The organism is Hydrogenophaga sp., assembly GCF_025699295.1.
Taxonomy (GTDB): Bacteria; Pseudomonadota; Gammaproteobacteria; order Burkholderiales; family Burkholderiaceae_C; genus Hydrogenophaga.
This window is the reverse complement of record NZ_JAILWB010000006.1, coordinates 169,067-187,555: the sequence shown is the minus strand read 5'-3', so window position 1 is coordinate 187,555 and position 18,489 is coordinate 169,067. Positions and strand designations below refer to the sequence as shown.

Genomic DNA, 18,489 nt, shown 5'->3' with positions numbered 1-18,489 from the left:
ATCGGGCTCACACCCGCCGTGCCAGCTCCGTGGCCTTGCCCACGTAGCTGCCTGGCGTCATCGCCAGCAGGCGGTCCTTCTCGGGCTGGGGGATCTCCAGGCTGCGGATCAGTGCGTGCAGCGCCTCGGCGGTCACGGTCTTGCCGCGTGTGACTTCCTTGAGCTTCTCGTACGCGCCCGAGACGCCATAGCGGCGCATCACCGTCTGGATCGGCTCGGCCAGTACTTCCCACGACGCGTCCAGATCGGCGGCGATGGCCTCTTCGTTCAGCTCGAGCTTGCCCAGACCGACGCCCAGCGAGTGGTAGGCCAGCACGGCATAACCCAGGGCCACGCCCATGTTGCGCAGCACGGTGGAGTCCGTCAGGTCGCGTTGCCAGCGGCTGATGGGCAGCTTCTCTGAGAGGTGGCGCAGCAGCGCGTTGGCCAGCCCGAGGTTGCCTTCGGCGTTCTCGAAGTCGATCGGGTTGACCTTGTGCGGCATGGTCGACGAGCCGATCTCCCCGGCCTTGAGGCGCTGCTTGAAATAGCCCAGGCTCACATAACCCCAGATGTCGCGCGAGAGGTCGATCAGGATGGTGTTGGCGCGCGCGACCGCATCGAACAGCTCGGCCATGTAGTCGTGCGGCTCGATCTGGATGCTGTAGGGCTGGAACGTCAGGCCCAGGCCGAGCGGTTCGGGCTGTTCGATCACGTTGCGGCTGAAGGCCTCCCAGTCGAAATCGGGCCAGGCGCTCAGGTGAGCGTTGTAGTTGCCCACCGCGCCGTTCATCTTGCCCATGAGCTTCACCGCCGCAATCTTCTCGCGCGCGGCGCCCAGGCGCACCACCACGTTGGCGATCTCCTTGCCCACGGTGGTCGGGCTGGCGGTCTGGCCGTGTGTGCGACTGAGCATGGGCACGGTGGCGTAGGCGTGGGCCATTTCGCGCAGTGTGGTGATGACGGCATCCAGCGCGGGCAGCAGCACCGCATCGCGTCCGCCCTTGAGCTGCAGCGCGTGGCTGGTGTTGTTGATGTCTTCACTGGTGCAGGCGAAGTGCACGAACTCGGCCGATCTCTCCAGTTCCGGCCGCGCTTCGAAACGCGACTTGATCCAGTACTCGACGGCCTTCACATCGTGGTTGGTGACCTTTTCGATGTCCTTGATGGCCTGGCCGTCGGCTTCGCTGAAATTCTTCACCAGGCCCATCAGATAGGTGCGCGCACCGGGCGAGAGTGGTTTGAATTCGGCAAGACCGGCATCGGACAGGGCGATGAACCAGGCGATCTCGACCTGCACGCGGCGGTGCATGTAGCCCTGCTCGCTCATGAAGGGTCGCAGGCCGGCCAGGCGGGCGGCGTAGCGGCCATCGAGCGGAGACAGGGCCGAGATGGTGCTGGGTGCGGAGGACAAGGGGAGAGAGGAAGCAGCGGGAGAAGAGGAGGTCGGGCGCATCCCGCGATTGTAGGAGGCCCTCCAGTGGCCACGGTCCGCCGCTGGGCGCCTTGGCCGATGCCCGGGGGCATCCTCTTGCGGGCTGGCTAGAATCGTGTTCCCCTTCAACCGCCCAGAACTCCCCATGAAACTCATTGGCGCCATCACCAGCCCCTACGTGCGAAAAGTGCGCGTCGTCATGGCCGAGAAAAAGCTGGACTACCAGCTCGTTCTGGAAGATGTGTGGTCCGCCGACACCCAGATCATGACCTCCAACCCGCTGGGCAAGGTGCCCTGCCTGGTGATGGATGGCGCCGAGGCCATGTTCGATTCGCGCGTGATCGTGGAGTACCTCGACACGCTCTCGCCCGTGGGCAAGCTGATCCCGACCTCGGGCCGCGAGCGTGCCGAGGTCAAGACCTGGGAGGCCCTGGCCGACGGGGTGCTCGATGCCGCGATCCTCGCGCGCCTGGAGTCCACCTGGCCGGGCCGCACCGACCCGGAGCGCTGCAAGGCCTGGATCGACCGCCAGTTGCTCAAGGTCGACGCCAGCCTCAAGTCCATGAGCCAGGGCCTGGGTGAAAAGCCCTTCTGCTCGGGCATCCACTTCAGCCTGTCCGACGTGGCCGTGGGTTGCGCGCTGGGCTACCTGGACTTCCGCTTCCCGGTGATCGACTGGCGCACGCAGTACCCCAATCTGGCGCGTCTGGCCGAGAAGCTCAACCAGCGCCAGAGCTTCATCGACACCCAGCCGGTCTGATCGCGCCAGGAGGAATGGCGTCAGCGGTTCGCGCGCCGCTTCAACCAGCGCATCAGCCGGCCCACCAGCGGCAGCTTTTCGTACAGCTCCTCGGCCGCGTCCCAGTAGTCGCGGTGGTCGCTGACGCGGCCATCCTCGGCCAGCTGCAGGTGCGATCCGCCGTGCACCACCTGTTCGATGGCGCTGTCGAAGCGCTGGAAGCGGAAGTGGAACTCCCACACCAGGAAACACTGTGCGCCGTCAGTGATGCGGTGGGTCACCACGAAGCGCGGCTCGTGCAGGCTGTTGAACATGTGCTCGAAGACGCGCGTGATCGCCGGAATGCCCCACACCTCGTTGAACGGGTCCTTGAAGCGCGCATCCACGGTGTAGAAGTCGCCCAACTGGGCGAGCGACTGCGGCGAGAGCGATTCGAACCAGTGGCAGAGGCGGTCGACGGCGGGGCGGTGGTCCGGGGCGTGCATGGCCTGGTTATAGCCCGGTGAAGCGGCGCACGGCCGGAAAGTAGGCGCGGTAGGGCAGCACGCGCAGCAACTTCATCCAGCGGGTGAACCGCTTGGGGTAGTGGATGTCGAACGCTCCGCGCGCCCAGCCCTCGATCATCGCGACGGCTGCTTGCGGCGGCGTGATCAGCGCGGGCATGGCGAAGTCGTTGCGCGCAGTCAGCGGCGTCTGTACGAAGCCCGGGTGCACCACGCTCACACCCAGACCCAGCGGATGCAGGTCGAGGTACAGGGTTTCGCACAGGTTGGTGAGCGCCGCCTTGGTCGGCCCGTAGGCCAGGCTCTTGGGCAGCCCGCGAAAGCCGGCCACGCTGCTGATGAGGCCGATGTGGCCTCGCCCGCGCGCGGTCATCGAGGGCAGCACGGCGTGCAGCACCCGCAGGGCCCCGGTGTAGTTGATGTCGAGGTGGCGTTGCAGCTCGTCCAGATCCATGTCGGTGGCGCGCATCTCGCTGTAGTGGCCCGCGCAGTAGATGACGGCATCGAGGGGTCCCTGCGCCAGGATCTCGCGTGCGGCGCGTGCCACGGCCTCCGGGTCGGTCACGTCCAGGGGCCATGCCTGAGCAACCACGCCATGGCGCGGCGGATGGGTGGCAACGAAGGCGTGCAGCGCTTCGGCCTTGCGCGCCGACACCAGCACCTGCGCGCCGCGCGCATGAAGGGCCGACGCCGTGGCTTCGCCGATGCCGCTGGAGGCGCCGACCAGCCAGACCCGCAGGCCGCGCCAGTCGGTGATCGGCGGGTTCATCGGTCGCAGCAACGAGAAGCCGCGAGCCGACGTTTGCGGTGTTGCGGTCGGTGCGTCGGCGAAGGCCCGTGGCGTGGGATTCATGGCGTGCGCTTCACGAACGACAGCGTGACCTCGCCCAGCCGCACGCCGAACTTGCTCATCTCGGCCTTGTTGAGCATCACGCGCTCATCCATCAGGTACATCCAGTCGTCGAACTGCACGTCCCAGGTCCTGCCATCGACGGGAAGTCGCAACGTGTAGCCCCAGCGGAAGGCGTTGCCCTGCTGCTCACCGCGAGCCTCGCCCACGACATCGTCGGCTGTGCCGCTGAAGCGGCCGTTGCCCAGGTGCTTCATGCGCCAGACGCGCCTTCCTGTGGTGCCATCGCTGTAGCTGAAGGCTTCGTCGAGCACGCCGTCGTCGCCGTTCCAGCTGCAAAGCATCACCACGGTGAAGCGTTTCACGACCGAGCCCGAACGGTCGGTGAACACGCCGTACGCGTCCAGCGTGCCGTTGAAATAGCTGCGCAGGTCGAGTACGGGTTTTTCGGTCGCGTACTGCGAGACCCGGGGGCCGGCACAACCGGCCAGCGATGCGGCCGTGGCGATGCCGGCGGTGAGAAGAAGGCGTCTTCGCATGGGAACTCTTTCAGTGGGTGGGCGACAGCAGGGCCGCGCGCTGCGCCGGGCGGATGACCAGCGTCTGCAGCGCCGCGGCTGCGAGCAACTTGAGCACGCACGGCAGCAGGCAGTAGGCGATGGTGAGTGTCTGCAGCGCAGCCGGGTCACGTGCGCCGGGCACGTAGCCGAACAGCGCCAGCAGCGGCAGCGCCAGGCCGGCGGCCAGTGCCAGGTTGAGCTTGGTGGCAAAGTTCCACCAGCCGAAGTACGCCCCCTCGCGCTGGCCGCGCGCGCCCAGTTGCCCGACCAGCCCGGCGAGCATCGCGCCAGGCAGGCTCAGGTCCGTGCCCAGGGCGATTCCCGAGAGCGCGCACACCACGAGAAAAGGCCACACATCGCCTGTACCCAGCGTGGCGGCCCAGATGAACACCGCCACCGACAGGCCCATGCCCGCCAGCCAGGTGCGGGCCAACCCCAACCGGGGTACCAGCCGCACCCACAGCGGCATGGACAGTGCGGCACAGAGGAAATAGGTGGCGAGGAACGCGGGTTCGATCGCCGGGGCCGCCTGCAAGCGGTCCTGCACGAAGAACAGCACCAGCGTGGCCGGCACGGCGCTGGCGGTGCCGTTGAGCACGAACACCGCCAGCAGGCGCAGGAAGGCCGGCTGGCGCAGCGGCGACGAGTGCCAGCCATCGGCCGCACCTTGGGGCCGATGTGCGGCAGGGCGCGCGCTGCGGCCCCAGGCCCACCATCCGATGGAGAGCAGTGCTGCGAACGCCCAGACCGTGGCACCCAGGCCCAGCGTGCCGGGCAACACCGCGGCGATCAACACGCCCAGCAGCGCGAGGCCTTCGCGCCACGCCACCACGCGGCTGCGCTGCACCTCGTTGCCCCCCAGCCGCGCGCCCCAGGACTGGTGCGCCACCGAGACCACGCTGAACGCGGTGTAGCTGATGGCCAGCAGCAGGCCCATCCAGGTGAGCAGCGTCGCAACGCCAGCCTCGCGCATCGCGGCTGGCGGAAACAACAGGCCCCACAGGCCCAGCGCAAGCACCACCGCCGCGGTGCCGGTGGCGGTCATGACCGCTCGAACCGATCGCGCGAACAGGCGGTCGCACCAGCGCCCGATCCAGGGGTCGAGCACCGCGTCCACCAGACGCGCCGCGAGCAGCACCGCGCCGAGCAGCGCCAGCGGCGCACCGAAGGCCCGCGCATAGTGGTTGGGCAGGATCACGTACAGCGGCAGCGCGACGAAGGCCAGCGGCAAACCAAGCAGGCCGTAGCGCAGACCCTCGCGCCAGGCGCCGGGGCCGAGAAAGCGCGCCGCCGGTTCGGGCGTGTCGGTGGGGGCGGTGTTCACGGCGTTCGCGGCGGGCCGCCCGGGGCTTGCAGCATGGCCTCGCGCAGGCGCGGCTGCGAGGTTTTCGGCGAGAGCCAGATGCCGAAGAACTGGCGCGAGAAGGCTGCGTCGGCCACTTCGCCGAGCAACCGGCCATTGAGGTAGAAGTGCGCACCGCTGCCCGGCACGTGCACGCCGGTGATGCGGTCGCCGCGCTGCACGTCCGGGAACAGCGCGCCCATGGCCGCGCGCCAGCGCCGCGCCTGCGCGGGTTCGATGGGCGCCAGATCCCTCATTTCATCGATCGAGCGTTCGGCAATGTCCGCGCCCTTGAGCTCGCGCAGGTAGCTCAGTTCCAGGCCAAAGCGCTGGTCTTCATAGCGCTGCGCGTCAAAACCGGGCGCCACGAACAGGCGGGCGTCGTAGACGTCGAAACCCCAGTAGCGCAGGCGCGCCGTGCCCAGCGGTTGCTGGCCCTGCAAGGCCGCGCCCAGCGTGGGTTCGGGCGTACTGGCCTGCGCGCTCACGCCGGGCAAAACCGCAGCGGCGCATGTCAGCAACAGGGCAAGAAGATGCGTGCGATGCATGGCGCAGGCTCAGGCTGGCTTGCGCAGCGTGTACTGCACCACGTCCACGCTGCCCTGTTCGAAGGCCGCCTCGCAGTAGGCGAGGTAGAACTCCCAGATGCGCAGGAAGCGCGCGTCGAATCCGAGTTGCAGAACGCGGTCCTTCTGCTGCAGAAAACGCTCGCGCCAGATCGCCAGCGTGCGCGCGTAGTCGTGGCCGAAAGCGAATTCGTCCACCACCTCCAGCCCGGCCTGCGCGGCCTGCGCGCGGAACTCGCGCGGGCAAGGCAGGCAGCCGCCCGGGAAGATGTACTGCTGGATGAAATCCGTGCCCTTGATGTAGCGTTCGAAGTGGGCGTCGTCGATGACGATGCTCTGGACGCAGGCGCGACCGCCGGGCTTGAGCAGGCGCGAGACGGTCTGGAAGTAGGTCGGCCAGTATTCGCGACCCACGGCCTCGACCATCTCGATCGAACAGATGGCGTCGAACGGTGCGTCCTGGATGTCGCGGTAGTCCTGCAGGCGCAGGTCGGCGCGGTCCTGGCGGTCAATGCGGCGCATGCGCTGTTGCGCGAAGTCCAGCTGCTCGGTCGACAGTGTCACGCCGACCACGCTGGCATCGAATTCGGTGGTTGCCTTCTCCGCCAGCGCACCCCAGCCGCAACCGATCTCCAGCACGCGGTCGCCGGGGCGCACGCCGGCCATCTCCAGCGCGCGGCGCACCTTGGCGTGCTGGGCCGACACCATGGGCTGCTCGGTGTGCTCGAACCAGGCCGACGAGTAGTTCATGGTCTCGTCCAGCCAGAGGCCGTAGAAGGCGTTGCCCAGGTCGTAGTGCGCGTGAATGTTCTTGCGGCTGTTGGCCCGGGAGTTGCGGTTGAGCAGGTGCCGCACGCGGTAGGCCAGGCGACCCAGCCACGAGCCATACACCATGTCCTCCACCTCGCGGCGGTTGGCCACCAGCAGCGAGAGCAGGGCCGGCAGGTTGGGCGTGCTCCAGTCGCCGGCGATGTAGCTTTCCGCGAAACCGATGTCGCCCGATTTCAGCGTCGCGCCGCAGACGTTCCAGTTGTGCAGCTTCATGCTGGCGTGCGGGCCTTCGGCCCGACCCAGGCGCTGCACCGAGCCATCGGGCAGTTGCAGCGTGAGGCTGCCGTGCACCAGGCGCTGCAGCAGCTGCAATGCGGTGCGGGCGGCCGCAGGCGCGTTGCGCGGCAGGTGAAAGCCGGCAGGGCCGTGGGGAGCGGTGGTGCTGTTCATGGCAGGCTGGAATGGGTGGTGGCGGGCGAGACAGGGGCGGATACGAATTCGTCCGGTGCGGGCGGCTGGCGGAAGAAGGGTGCTTGCTTGAGCCACAGACGCAGGGCTTGCCAGTGGATGCGCGCGATCACACCGAAGGTCATGGCCGGGTGGGCCCACAGGGCGCGGCGCAAGGTATGGGCATTCAAGAGCAGCAGCTCACCGCTGACGCTGGTGTTGAGCAGGGCCTGCTCGCCCTGCGCGCCATCGAAGTAGTCGATGCGCGCAACCGTGCGCGGGCTGGGGCCGCCGGTGCGCATGAAGACAAAGCGGTAGTGGCCGCGAACCGGGCAGAACGGCGAGACGTGGAACACCTTGTCGGCTTCGCAGGGCTGGCCGTAGCGCGGCGCGTCCAGCAGGTAGCAGTGGCGTTCGCCAAATGTGTTGTTGACCTCGGCGAGCACCGCGCGCAGCGAACCGTCTGCGCGATGGCAGTACCAGAAACTCACCGGCTTGAAGGCATAGCCCAGCACGCGCGGGTAGGTGTGCAGCCAGACCTCACCCGTCGCGTCGTGAATACCATGCTGTTGCAGCACATCGTCGAGCCAGTCCAGGCTGTCGGCACGACCGTCGCCATGGTCGGCGTCGTGAAAGCTCAGCGCGGCGCGGCGGTTGCGCGCCAGCGCGCCCGGTCCATGCGTGCGCAGGCTGCGCATGGGCAGCATGAGGAAACAGGTGGGATAGGCGAAGGCATTGCGCCGGGGGCGGTGACGCGTGTGGCGCACCTGGCCGAAGCCGAGCAGCGCCCGTTGCACGGCGGAGGCCGTCACGCGAACACCCCCGGCAACGCCGCGCGCAAGGCCTCGCCCTTGGCGGGTACGGGTGTCAGGCGCAGCGCGTCGATCAGCGCACGCGCGGCCTGCAGGCCCGACTTGAGCCCGTCTTCGTGAAAGCCGTACCCGGTCCACGCGCCGGCGAACCAGGTGTGGCGCTGGCCCTGCAGGGTAGGCAGGCGCCCCTGTGCGCGAATGGCCTCCATGTCGAATACCGGGTGCTCGTAGGCGTATTCGCCCACCACTTGCGTGGGCACGATCTCCCGCTGGGGATTGAGCGAGACCAGCACCGGTTGCTGCACCGGCAGCGGTTGCAGGCGGTTGATCAGATAGTGCAGGCAGACGCTGGTCGACTCCGCGTCGGCGCTGGCCGCGCGCTCGTAGTTCCAGGCCGCCCAGGCGCGCGGATTCCCGGGCAATACCGAGGCGTCGGTGTGCAGCACGGCGCGATTGGGCTGGTAGCGGATGGCCCCCAGCACCTCGTGCTCGTCGGCCGTCGCCTCGGCGCCGAGCAGGCGCAGGGACTGGTCGCTGTGGCAGGCCATCACGATGGCGTCGAAGCGCTCGACATGGTCTCGCGTGACCACGCGCACACCGTGCTCGTCGCGCAGCACCTGCAGCACCGGCGTCGCCAGGCGCTTGTCGGCCACCTGCGCGACGATTTTCTGCACGTACTGGCGCGCCCCTGCGGCCACCGTGTACCACTGCGGCCGGTTCGCGACCTGGATCAGGCCGTGGTTGTGGCAGAAGCGCACCATGGTCGCGACCGGGAAGGCCAGCATCTGATCGGTCGGGCAGCTCCAGATGCATCCCATCATGGGCAGGAAGTACCAGTCGCGGAACGCGTCAGAGAAGCCGTGCGCGCGCAGGAAGTCTCCCAGCGGCTGCAGCAGCGGGCTGTCAGGTCGCAGATCCTCACCCCGTTCGGCCAGTCGGGTGGTGATGCGGTTGAAGCGAACGATGTCGGCCAGCATGCGCAGGAAGCGCGGGTTGGCCAGGTTGCGGCGCTGAGCAAACACGCTGGCGAGGTCGCTGCCACTCCACTCGAGGTCACCACCGCCCGGGCCGGCACCTGGAACCTGCACTGAAAACGACATGTCCGACTTCGCGATCGGCACCTCCAGCGCGTCGAACAGCGCCAGCAGGTTGGGGTAGGTGCGCTCGTTGAGCACGAGGAAACCCGTGTCGACGCCGAAAGTTCTCGGCACGCCATGCGCGTCGGGCAGGGTCATGTCGACCGTGTGGGTGTGGCCACCGAAGTACCCGCCTGCCTCGAACAGGGTGATGTCGGCCAGCCCCTGCAGCGTGTGGGCCGCGGCCAGCCCTGAAATGCCGGAGCCGATGATGGCCACGCGCGCAGGGCGCATGGGCCGTGCGGATGGCTGGAGGAAATGGGAAGGCAGGTCCGTGCGCATGGGCGGACCTCAGGACTGGCGGGCCGCGCACCGTCGGGTGCGGCGACCAGCCAGGCCAATACAAAAGACTGCGAAGCGCCCCCAGACGAACAAGGGAGGGAGGGAGGAGGAGGAGAAGCGCCTCGGGATTGCAGCCGGATCACGGGGATCCGGAAGGCTTCGCAGTGCAAAACGGAAACTGGCGGTCGGTGCGGCCGCCCACCTGCTGGTTACGAGGCCATGCGGCCGCGAAAAGTTCCGGCGCGTCGCTGCTAGGCATTTGAAGGGGTGGAGGAGAGGCGAGCGCATGGATGGCTGGTTGATTACTGATTGGTCTCATTGTGACTGAACAGTCACAATTTGGTCGATATAAACTTGACTATGACCACTCAAGTCAAATGGTTTTTGGTCTGCCTGCGGGTCCGGTATTTGCCCGCGCACCCTCCGACACCGCTCAAAAAGCCTTACGCGGGCCCGGGCCTGGCGGATTCAATCCCGCCCTCGCGTCGCGGCGTTGCAGCGTGTTGGACACCCCTGCCGCATAGAATGTCCGCGTTACGAAGGACCACCATGCTCTACCCCGAACTCTTCAAGCAACTCGAATCCGTGCGCTGGGACATGGACAAGGACATTCCCTGGGACTCGTTCGACGCGTCGGCCCTGACCGAAGAGCAGGCGCAGACCATCAAGATGAACGCGATCACCGAGTGGGCGGCGTTGCCGGCCACCGAGATGTTCCTGCGCGACAACCGCGATGACTCCGATTTCTCCGCCTTCATGTCGATCTGGTTCTTCGAGGAGCAGAAGCATTCCCTGGTGCTGATGGAATACCTGCGCCGCTTCCGCCCCGAACTCGTGCCCACCGAGCAGGAACTGCACGACATCCGCTTCGAATTCGACCCGGCTCCGCCGCTGGAGACGCTCATGCTCCATTTCTGCGGCGAGATTCGGCTGAACCACTGGTACCGGCGCGCCAGCGAATGGCACACCGAGCCGGTGATCAAGAAGATCTACGCCACGCTCAGCCAGGACGAAGCCCGCCACGGCGGCGCCTACCTGCGCTACATGAAGCGCGCCATCGGCAAGTTCGGTGACGAGGCGCGCTCGGCGTTCGCCAAGGTCGGCGTGCTCATGGCCAGCGCGCGGCGCACCGCCCAGGCCTTGCACCCGACCAACCTGCATGTGAACAAGGACCTGTTCCCCAAGGACACGATCCAGAGCCGCCTGCCCAATCCCGAGTGGCTTGAGCACTGGCTGGACAAGCAGATCAACTTCGATGCGGTATGGGAAACGCGCGTGGTCGAGCGCATCCTGCACAACATGAGCCTGCTCATGGAGCAGAGCTTCAAGAGCGTGCAGGAACTCAACCGGTTCCGGAAGTCGCTCGCGGTGGCCGTGCCCTCGGCGGCCTGAAACGCCAGGCCGCGGCCAGGCCCAGCAGCAGGCCCCACAGCACGCCCGTGAGGTGGGCCGCCTGGACCACCAGCATGCTGTGGCTGGCGTCCCAGACCATGGGCCGCAGCCAGCCCCCCTCCAGCACCACCTTGGTCAGCGCGCCCAGCGCCAGCAGCCCGCCCCAGAAGCGCGCGCCGCGGATCGGAATGCGGTCCAGCGCGATCTGCACCGCCAGCACCATGGTGCCGGCGTGCAGCAGGCCCGACAGGCCCACCGCAGAGCCGATCTGTGGCCACAGCAGCAGCGATATCTGGTTCAGTGGCCAGGCCAGCAACCAGGCCGTGGTGCATCGCAGGTCGGGGCGCACCATCCAGCCAAACGCCACCAGGGCGCCCAGTGCCAGCTGGTTGCCCACGAGGTGCTGCGTGTTCAGGTGCACCCAGGCACTGGTCCACAAAGTCCAGGGACGTGCCGGCCAATCGGCCGCGTTCCAGGTCAGAGCCTGCGCCGCCCCGTCGCCCCACCACCACAGCAGCATGCTCGCCGCGCCATGCACGCAGCACAGCAGCAGCCAGCTGTAGGTGGCGGCGGTGCCTGCGGCGCCTCGGCTCATGCGGTCGAGGCCGTCGCGTGCCCCAGCACATGCTGCCAGAGTGCGAGCACCGCCCGCGCCGAGTCGGCGACCAGCGCGGCGTCGATCTGGGTGGGCGACTCGTCCAGCCGTGCGCGGTGCTGGATCTGGCGCAGCTCGCGGTAGGCCTTCGCCGCCGCCTCGCCCATGCCGGGTGCGAGCAGGCCGGCGGTCTCGGCACGACGCAGCAGGTTGATGTTGCCTGTGTTGGCGCGCAGTTCCGGGTGGGTGCGCGAATGCAGCAGCACCAGGTACTGCACGGCAAATTCCACATCCACCATGCCGCCCGGGCTGTGCTTGACGTCGAAGGCCGTGCCGCGCACAGGGTGTGCCGCGCGCACCTTGCCTCGCATGGTGACGATCTCGGCCGCGAGCGAGTCGGCGTCGCGGGGCGCGGTGATGACGGCGTCGCGCACGGCGTCGAAACGGCCGGCCAGGGAGATGCCTCCCAGCACGAAGCGCGCGCGCGTCATGGCCTGGTGCTCCCAGGTCCACGCAGTATTGCTGCCGCGCTGCTGCTGGTAGTTGGTGTAGGCGGTGAAGCTGGTGACCAGCAGACCCGAGTTGCCGTTGGGCCGCAGCGCGGTGTCGATCTCGAACAGGTCACCTTCGCCAGTTTTCACCGTCAGCCAGTTGATCATCTTGCGCACGAAGGCGGCATAAACCTCCGGCGCATTCTCGTGTTCGTCCTCGTAGACGAAGACGATGTCGAGATCGCTGCCGTAGCCCAGTTCCTTGCCACCCAGCTTGCCGTAGCCAATGATGGCGAAGCAGGGTTCGTCGCGGTGGCGGTTCTTCAGCCGCGCCCAGCACCAGCGCGCGGTGGTGCGCAGCACCGAGTCGGCCAGCGCCGAGAGGTCGTCGGCTACCTGTTCGACCGTGAGCACCTTCTCCACGTCGCGCGCGAGCGTGCGGAACACCTCGGCATGGTGCGCGCGGCGCAGCAGGTTGAGCAGCGTCTCCTCGTCGTCCTCGCCGGTGGATTGCAGCGCGGCGCGGCGTGCTTCGAGCTCGGCCTCGAACTGCGCGGCGTCGAAACGGTCGGTGAGCAGTTGCTGGCTGGCGAGTTCGTCGATCACGCCAGGGTGCTGGAGCAGGTAGCGCGCGGGCCACCGGGCCGCGCCCAGCAGGCGCAGCAGGCGCTCGTGCACCGAAGGCCGCTCCTGCAGCAGCGCCAGATAACTTTCCCGGCGCAGCAGCTTCTCCAGCCAGTCGGCCATGCGCAGCGCCGCTTCCTCGCTGACCCGGCCGGTGTCGAGCCAGGCGCCGGTGCGCTGCACCAGCCGCACCAGCCGCAAGCGCGTGTCCTCGCGCAGGGCCAGCACGCGCGGGTCCTCGCACCATTGAGCGACCTTGGCGGCGAAGGCCGCGGGCAGTTGCTCCAGCGCGCCCTGCAGGTCGTCGACCGCGTTGCGCCCGTTGGCGCCCGCGCTCTTGCCATTGCAGCCCTTCTTGCCATTGCAGCCGCCGTTGGTGGGCCCGCCGAGCAGGGTGTCGAACTCCTGCGCCACCAGTTCGCGGTGCATGTCCAGCGTGTGCAGGAAGGCGCACACGTCGGGCAGGCCCAGCGTGGCCGCCAGCCAGGCCAGATCGTCGTCCTGCGTGGGCATGACGTGGGTCTGCTGGTCGTCGAGGTACTGGATGCGGTGCTCCACCCGGCGCAGGAATTCGTAGGCCTGCGCCAGCGCGGTGGCGGTGGCCTGGGGCATCAGTCCGGCCTTGCACAGGCGCTGCAGCGCATCCAGCGTGGGCCGCGTGCGCAACTCGGGGAACTGGCCACCGCGCACCACCTGCAGCAGCTGCACGGTGAATTCGATCTCGCGGATGCCGCCGCGCGAGAGCTTCACATCGTTCGAGCGGCCGGGGTTGCCGGCCGCTCGCTTGGCCGCGTGGTCGCGGATCTGCCTGTGCAGCGTGCGCAGCGCCTCGAACACGCCGTAGTCGAGGTAGCGCCTGAACACGAAGGGCAGCACGGTGCCGCGCAGCGCGCCGGCGCTGCGGTCCTTCACGCAGGCGGCGGGGGCGATCACGCGGCTCTTGAGCCAGGCAAAGCGTTCCCACTCACGGCCCTGCACGAGGAAATACTCCTCCAGCGCGCCCAGGGAAACGGCGCTCGGGCCGGAGTTGCCATTGGGCCGCAGGGCGAGGTCGACCCGGAACACGTTGCCGTGCTCGGTGGTCTCGCCCACGGTGCCGTAGATGTGCTTGACGGCCTTGCCGAAGTACTCGTGGTTGCTGATGCGGTTGCGTCCCTGCGCATTGCCCGCGGTGTCACCGTCCTGGTCGTAGACGTAGATCAGGTCGATGTCACTCGATACGTTGAGCTCGCGCGCGCCCAGCTTGCCCATGCCGATGACCCAGAGCTGCGCGCGCTGCATCTGGCCCTTGCTGTCCAGGCGTTGAGGTGCGCCATGCAGTTCGTCCAGGTCGGCGAAGGCCAGCGCGCAGGCCACGTCCAGCGCCAGTTCGGCCAGCTCGGTCACGGCGCGTGTGACCACCGCCAGCGGCACGCCCTGCTCGCAGTCCAGCACGACCAGGCGTTCGAGCACCAGCTGGCGCAGCACGCGCAGCGCGGCGGGCATCGCCAGGCCACGCTCGCGCAGCCGGTCCAGGCCAGCCTGCATGCTGGCAAGCACGGGTTCACCGGGGGGCAGGCACGCCAACTCGGCCTGGTAGCGGCGGCGCACACGTTGCACGAAGCGCGAACGATCGGCCTGGCGGTCGGCCTCACCCAGTGGCGGGCACGGGTTCACATTTGATGACAAGACGGAATCTTCCGCTGCGGAACCTGTGGAATGGGTGGCCGTCATAATTTGCAGTGGACATGAATCAAAGCCCGGCTCCCATCGCCCCCGCCTGGCGAACCCTCAAGCCTCTTGCGGTGGCAGCCCGACTTTGCTTGTGGCTCGTGTTCCTGGCCTGGGGCCTGTTCGTGCTGAGCTGGGCCGCGCTCAATGCGTGGATTGTGCCCCGAATCGGCGATTGGCGCCCCGAGCTGGAACAGTGGGCGAGCAAGACGGTCGGGGCGCCGGTGCGGGTGGGCGAGATCCGCGCCGACAACACCGCCGGCGGTGACCGCATCCTGCCGACCCTCATGCCCACGCTGGAGCTGCGCGACGTGCAGCTCTTCGATGCGCAGGGCCGGGTCGCCCTGCACCTGCCGCTGGTGCGCACCGCTGTCTCTGTGCGCTCCCTCTGGCAAGGCAGCCTGGAGCAGGTGGTGATCGAGCGTCCAGTGCTGGATGTTCGGCGCACCGCGCAGGGTCGCATCGAGGTGGCGGGCATCGATCTGACGGGGCGGGGCGAGGTGCGTGAGACGGGCGCGGACTGGTTCTTCTCCGTGGGCGAGTTCGCCATCCAGCGCGGCACGGTGCGCTGGACCGACGACCTGCGCGATCAGCCCACGCTGGCGCTGGGCGATCTGGACTTCGTGGCGCGCAACACCGCGCTGACGCACCAGTTCCGGCTCGACGCCACGCCGCCGCCCGAGTGGGGCGAGCGCCTGAGCCTGGTCGGTCGCCTGCGCGAACCGCTGATCGACCTGGGGCGCCGCGCGCCCGGCGAGCCTCTCTGGCAGCGCTGGGGTGGTGAACTTCACGCGAGCTTCTCGCACGTGGACGTGGCGCGCCTGCGTGCCTACGTCGATCTCTCGCCCTGGGGCTTGGACGTGCGCGCGGGCCAGGGCGCCCTGCGCGCCTGGGCCGACGTGGCCAACGGCGAACTGACCGGCGTCACCGCCGACCTGGCGCTGCGGGACGTGGACACGCAGCTCGGCCCGCAGTTGCCGGCGCTGGTGGTCGACGAGCTGCAGGGCCGGGTGGCCGCGCAGTGGTCGGACGAAGGGTACAGCCTGTCCACCGACGACCTGCGCTTTCGCACCCGCGACGGGGTGGACTGGCCGGGAGGACAACTGAGCCTGCAGCACACCACCGGGCGCGGCGGGCGGCGCGCGAGCACCGCCCTGAGCGCACAGCGTCTGGAGCTGGGCGCGCTCGCTGCACTGGCCAGTCACCTGCCGCTGCCCGATGAGGCGCACCGCCGGCTGGTGCAGCTGCAGCCCCAGGGACGTGTGGAGGGCCTCTCGGCGCGCTGGCAGAGTGGCCTGGACGTGTACGAGGCGCGAGGGCGTGTCAGCGGTCTGGCACTGGCCGGGGAGCACAGCGGCCGCATGTCGGAGTCGGGGCGCTTTCCCCTGCCCGGGAGGCCCGGCATCCGGGGTGCCGAGGTCGACTTCGACCTCAACCGCGACGGTGGCCGTGCGCGCATCGAGATCACCGACGGTTCGATTGAACTGCCCGACGTGTTCGAGGAGTCGAGTGTGCCTTTGCAGCACCTGCAGGCCGAAGCATCCTGGCGCGTGCGGGGCGGGCGCATCGAGGCGCAACTGGACAACCTGCGTCTGGCCAACGCCGATGCCGAGGGCACGGCGCAGGTGCGCTGGCACACCAGCGACGTCCCGCCCGGTTCCACGGCGTCGCGCTTTCCCGGCGTGCTCGACCTCACCGCCACCCTCACCCGCGCCGACGCCACGCGGGTGCACCGCTATCTGCCGCTGACCATCAACGCCGAGGCGCGGCGTTATGTGCGCGAGGCGGTGCGCGGTGGCCATTCCAGCCAGGTCAGCTTCCGCGTGCAGGGACCGGTCGACCACGTGCCGTTCGACAAGCCCGGCGAGCAGGGCGAATTCCGCATCGCTGCGTCGCTGCAACAGGTGGACTTCGATTACCTGCCGGCATTCCTGCAGGACCCGGGCGATGTGAGCTGGCCCGGGCTGCGTGGCGTGAGCGGCGAGCTCGTGCTCGACCGCAGTTCGCTCATGCTCAGCCGCCTCGAAGGCGGCGTGGCCAGCGCGCCCGGCGTGCGCCTGGGCCAGGGGGTGGTGGAGGTGGAGGATCTTGGGCGCGAAGCCGTCCTGGTGGTGGACGCGCGCGCGCAGGGCCCGGCCAGCGAGGTGCTGGGCTTCGTGCAGCGCTCGCCGCTCAACACGATGACCGGCGAGGCGCTGGCGCGCGCACGCATCGGAGGCAACGCCGAACTCGCGTTCGGGATGCAGATGCCACTGGCCGATGTCCGCTCGACGCGTCTTGGCGGCAGCGTGAAACTCCCGGGCAATGACCTGCAGATCAGTCCCGACACACCGCTGCTCGGTCGCGCCAGCGGCACGCTGGACTTCAGCGAGAGCGGCTTTTCGGTGCGCGCCGCGCAGGCCCGGGTGTTCGGCGGTGAGCTGCGCTTCGAAGGCGGTTTGCGGCCCGATGGGCAAGGTGTGTCGAGGCTGCAGTTCCGTGGCCAGGGGGTAGCCAGCGCCGAAGCCCTGCGCGACGCGGGGCTGGGCTTTGCCTCGCGCCTGTTCCGCAACGCCAGCGGCAGTGCGGCCTACACCGCCCAGCTGGGTTTTCGCGGCGGCCAGCCCGAGCTGCAGGTGGCCAGCAACCTGCAGGGCATGGCGCTGAGCCTGCCCACGCCGCTGAACAAGCTGGCCGAGGCCAGCCTGCCGCTGCGGTTCGAGAACACGGTGCTCAGCGTCGCCGGCGGGCGCGCGCGCACCGACCGGCTTGCGGTTCACCTCGGCTCCGCGCTCGCGCCCGTGATGTCCATGCAGTACGAGCGCGAACTCTCCGCGGCCGAGCCGCGCGTGCTGCGTGGTGCCATTGCCGTGGGGCTGGATGCGGGCGACACCGCGCCGCTGCCCGCCGAGGGTGTGGTGGCCAATGTGCAGCTGGGCGAGGTGGATGTCGATGCCTGGAAGCGGGTCTTCCTGACCACCACCGGCCAGGACGTGCGCACCAGCGCGACCGCCATGGCCACGCCGCTGCCGCGCGTCGGGCCAGCGGCCAGTGACCTCGGCGGCAGCCTGGCCTACCTGCCCACTGCGGTGGCACTGCGCGCGGAACGGCTCGACATCGCCGGGCGCAGCTTCCATCGCGTGGTGCTGGGGGGATCGCGCGAAGGTGCGCGGTGGCGCGCCAACGTCGATGCCGACGAACTCAACGGTTACCTGGAGGTGCGGCAGGAGGGGGCCGGCAGCGTGTACGCGCGGCTGGCGCGTTTGCGGCTGGAACCCTCGGCGGCGTCGGACGTGGAGCAGTTGTTACAGCAGCCGACCAGCGTGCCCGCGCTGGACATCGCAGTGGACGACCTGGTGCTGGCGGGGCGCCACCTCGGGCGCGTCGAGGTGGAGGCGGTCAACCGGGCCGGTCCGCTGCGTGGCAGCGAGTGGCGTCTGACCCGGCTGCGGCTGGGCGTGCCCGAGGCGCGTCTGAGCGCCACCGGCAACTGGGCCCCGCTGGGCGGGCAGACCGGTGACAGCTCGGCCCCGCAGCGCCGCACCGCGCTGAACTTCCGTCTCGACGTCGACGACTCGGGGCAATTGCTCAAGCGCTTCGGGCGCGACGGGCTGGTGCGCGGCGGCAAGGGCCGCCTGGAAGGCAGTATCGGCTGGGTCGGCTCACCCCTGGCGATCGATTACGGCACGCTTTCCGGCCAGCTCCGCGCCGACTTCGAACGCGGCCAGTTCCTCAAGGCCGATCCCGGCGCCGCGCGCCTGCTCGGCGTGCTCAGCCTGCAGGCCCTGCCGCGGCGTCTGGTGCTCGATTTCCGTGACGTCTTCTCCGAAGGCTTCGCGTTCGACTTCGTGCGTGGCGACGCGCGCCTGGAGCAGGGCGTTCTGTTCACCAACAACCTGCAGATGAAAGGTGTGAACGCGGCGGTGCTCATGGAAGGCAGCGCCGACATCGCGCGCGAGCGGCAGGACCTGCAGGTGGTGGTGGTGCCCGAAATCGGCACCGGCACAGCTTCGCTGATCGCCACCGCCATCAATCCCGCCGTCGGGCTGGGCAGCTTTCTGGCCCAGTTCCTGCTGCGCCAGCCGCTGCAGTCGGCGGCCACGCAGCAGTTTCGCGTGACCGGCAGCTGGGCCGATCCGCAGGTGGAGAAGATGGAGCGCCCGGCGCCACCGGCCGCGGCGGCCGCGCGCGACCCGGCAACCGGCGCGCTGCAGTAAGCTGTCAGGCTGGTCACGGCGGTTCGGGCAGACGCGCGCCGCCATCCCGATCGAAAGGA

General features: G+C 68.8%; 14 protein-coding genes. 3 read left to right on the top strand and 11 right to left on the bottom strand.

Annotated elements, in window-relative coordinates:
- Window positions 1-7: 7 nt before the first annotated feature.
- A complete protein-coding gene (gene purB, locus K5880_RS08195; protein WP_297650610.1) occupies window positions 8-1,435 on the bottom strand; it encodes an adenylosuccinate lyase in 1,428 nt (475 codons plus the stop codon).
- A gap of 124 nt (window positions 1,436-1,559) precedes the next feature.
- Between purB and K5880_RS08190 the strand changes: the two genes are divergently transcribed.
- Window positions 1,560-2,174, top strand: coding sequence for a glutathione S-transferase N-terminal domain-containing protein (locus K5880_RS08190; protein ID WP_297650608.1), 615 nt, complete (start codon window positions 1,560-1,562; stop codon window positions 2,172-2,174).
- Between the two features lie 20 nt (window positions 2,175-2,194).
- On the opposite strand, the gene K5880_RS08185 is transcribed toward K5880_RS08190, so the two are convergent.
- From K5880_RS08185 to K5880_RS08150, 8 genes are all read right to left on the bottom strand, one after another.
- Window positions 2,195-2,638 carry a nuclear transport factor 2 family protein gene (locus K5880_RS08185; protein ID WP_297650607.1) on the bottom strand — a complete coding sequence of 148 codons (444 nt, stop codon included), beginning with the start codon at window positions 2,636-2,638 and terminating at the stop codon, window positions 2,195-2,197.
- A gap of 7 nt (window positions 2,639-2,645) precedes the next feature.
- Entirely contained in the window at window positions 2,646-3,425 is a 780-nt protein-coding gene (locus tag K5880_RS08180; RefSeq protein ID WP_297650726.1) for an SDR family NAD(P)-dependent oxidoreductase, read from the bottom strand.
- A gap of 80 nt (window positions 3,426-3,505) precedes the next feature.
- Window positions 3,506-4,045 carry a DUF3833 domain-containing protein gene (locus K5880_RS08175; protein WP_297650606.1) on the bottom strand — a complete coding sequence of 180 codons (540 nt, stop codon included), beginning with the start codon at window positions 4,043-4,045 and terminating at the stop codon, window positions 3,506-3,508.
- A 10-nt stretch (window positions 4,046-4,055) separates the two neighbouring features.
- Window positions 4,056-5,318, bottom strand: coding sequence for an MFS transporter (locus K5880_RS08170; RefSeq protein ID WP_297650724.1), 1,263 nt, complete (start codon window positions 5,316-5,318; stop codon window positions 4,056-4,058).
- Between the two features lie 68 nt (window positions 5,319-5,386).
- Window positions 5,387-5,956, bottom strand: a complete 570-nt coding sequence (locus K5880_RS08165) for a chalcone isomerase family protein (protein WP_297650605.1) — start codon at window positions 5,954-5,956, stop codon at window positions 5,387-5,389.
- A gap of 9 nt (window positions 5,957-5,965) precedes the next feature.
- Window positions 5,966-7,195, bottom strand: coding sequence for a cyclopropane-fatty-acyl-phospholipid synthase family protein (locus tag K5880_RS08160; RefSeq protein WP_297650604.1), 1,230 nt, complete (start codon window positions 7,193-7,195; stop codon window positions 5,966-5,968).
- A complete protein-coding gene (locus K5880_RS08155; protein WP_297650603.1) occupies window positions 7,192-8,004 on the bottom strand; it encodes a DUF1365 domain-containing protein in 813 nt (270 codons plus the stop codon). The genes K5880_RS08160 and K5880_RS08155 overlap by 4 nt, the downstream gene beginning before the upstream one ends.
- The gene (locus K5880_RS08150) at window positions 8,001-9,422 is read right to left on the bottom strand and encodes an FAD-dependent oxidoreductase (RefSeq protein WP_297650602.1); all 1,422 of its coding nucleotides are present in this window, start codon (window positions 9,420-9,422) and stop codon (window positions 8,001-8,003) included. Before K5880_RS08150 ends, K5880_RS08155 begins: the two co-directional genes overlap by 4 nt.
- 549 nt (window positions 9,423-9,971) lie before the next feature.
- Here K5880_RS08150 and K5880_RS08145 point away from each other — a divergent pair.
- On the top strand, window positions 9,972-10,814 hold the full coding sequence (locus tag K5880_RS08145; protein WP_297650601.1) for a ferritin-like domain-containing protein: 843 nt from the start codon (window positions 9,972-9,974) through the stop codon (window positions 10,812-10,814).
- Here K5880_RS08145 and K5880_RS08140 read toward each other — a convergent pair.
- Together K5880_RS08140 and glnE are read right to left on the bottom strand one after the other, a co-directional pair.
- A complete protein-coding gene (locus K5880_RS08140) occupies window positions 10,765-11,409 on the bottom strand; it encodes a rhomboid family intramembrane serine protease (protein ID WP_297650600.1) in 645 nt (214 codons plus the stop codon). The two genes, K5880_RS08145 and K5880_RS08140, sit on opposite strands and share 50 nt — an antisense overlap.
- Complete coding sequence (gene glnE / locus K5880_RS08135; RefSeq protein ID WP_297650599.1) at window positions 11,406-14,237, bottom strand: bifunctional [glutamate--ammonia ligase]-adenylyl-L-tyrosine phosphorylase/[glutamate--ammonia-ligase] adenylyltransferase; 2,832 nt, start codon at window positions 14,235-14,237, stop codon at window positions 11,406-11,408. The genes K5880_RS08140 and glnE overlap by 4 nt, the downstream gene beginning before the upstream one ends.
- 14 nt (window positions 14,238-14,251) lie before the next feature.
- Between glnE and K5880_RS08130 the strand changes: the two genes are divergently transcribed.
- Window positions 14,252-18,430, top strand: coding sequence for a YhdP family protein (locus K5880_RS08130; RefSeq protein WP_297650598.1), 4,179 nt, complete (start codon window positions 14,252-14,254; stop codon window positions 18,428-18,430).
- Window positions 18,431-18,489 lie beyond the last annotated feature (59 nt).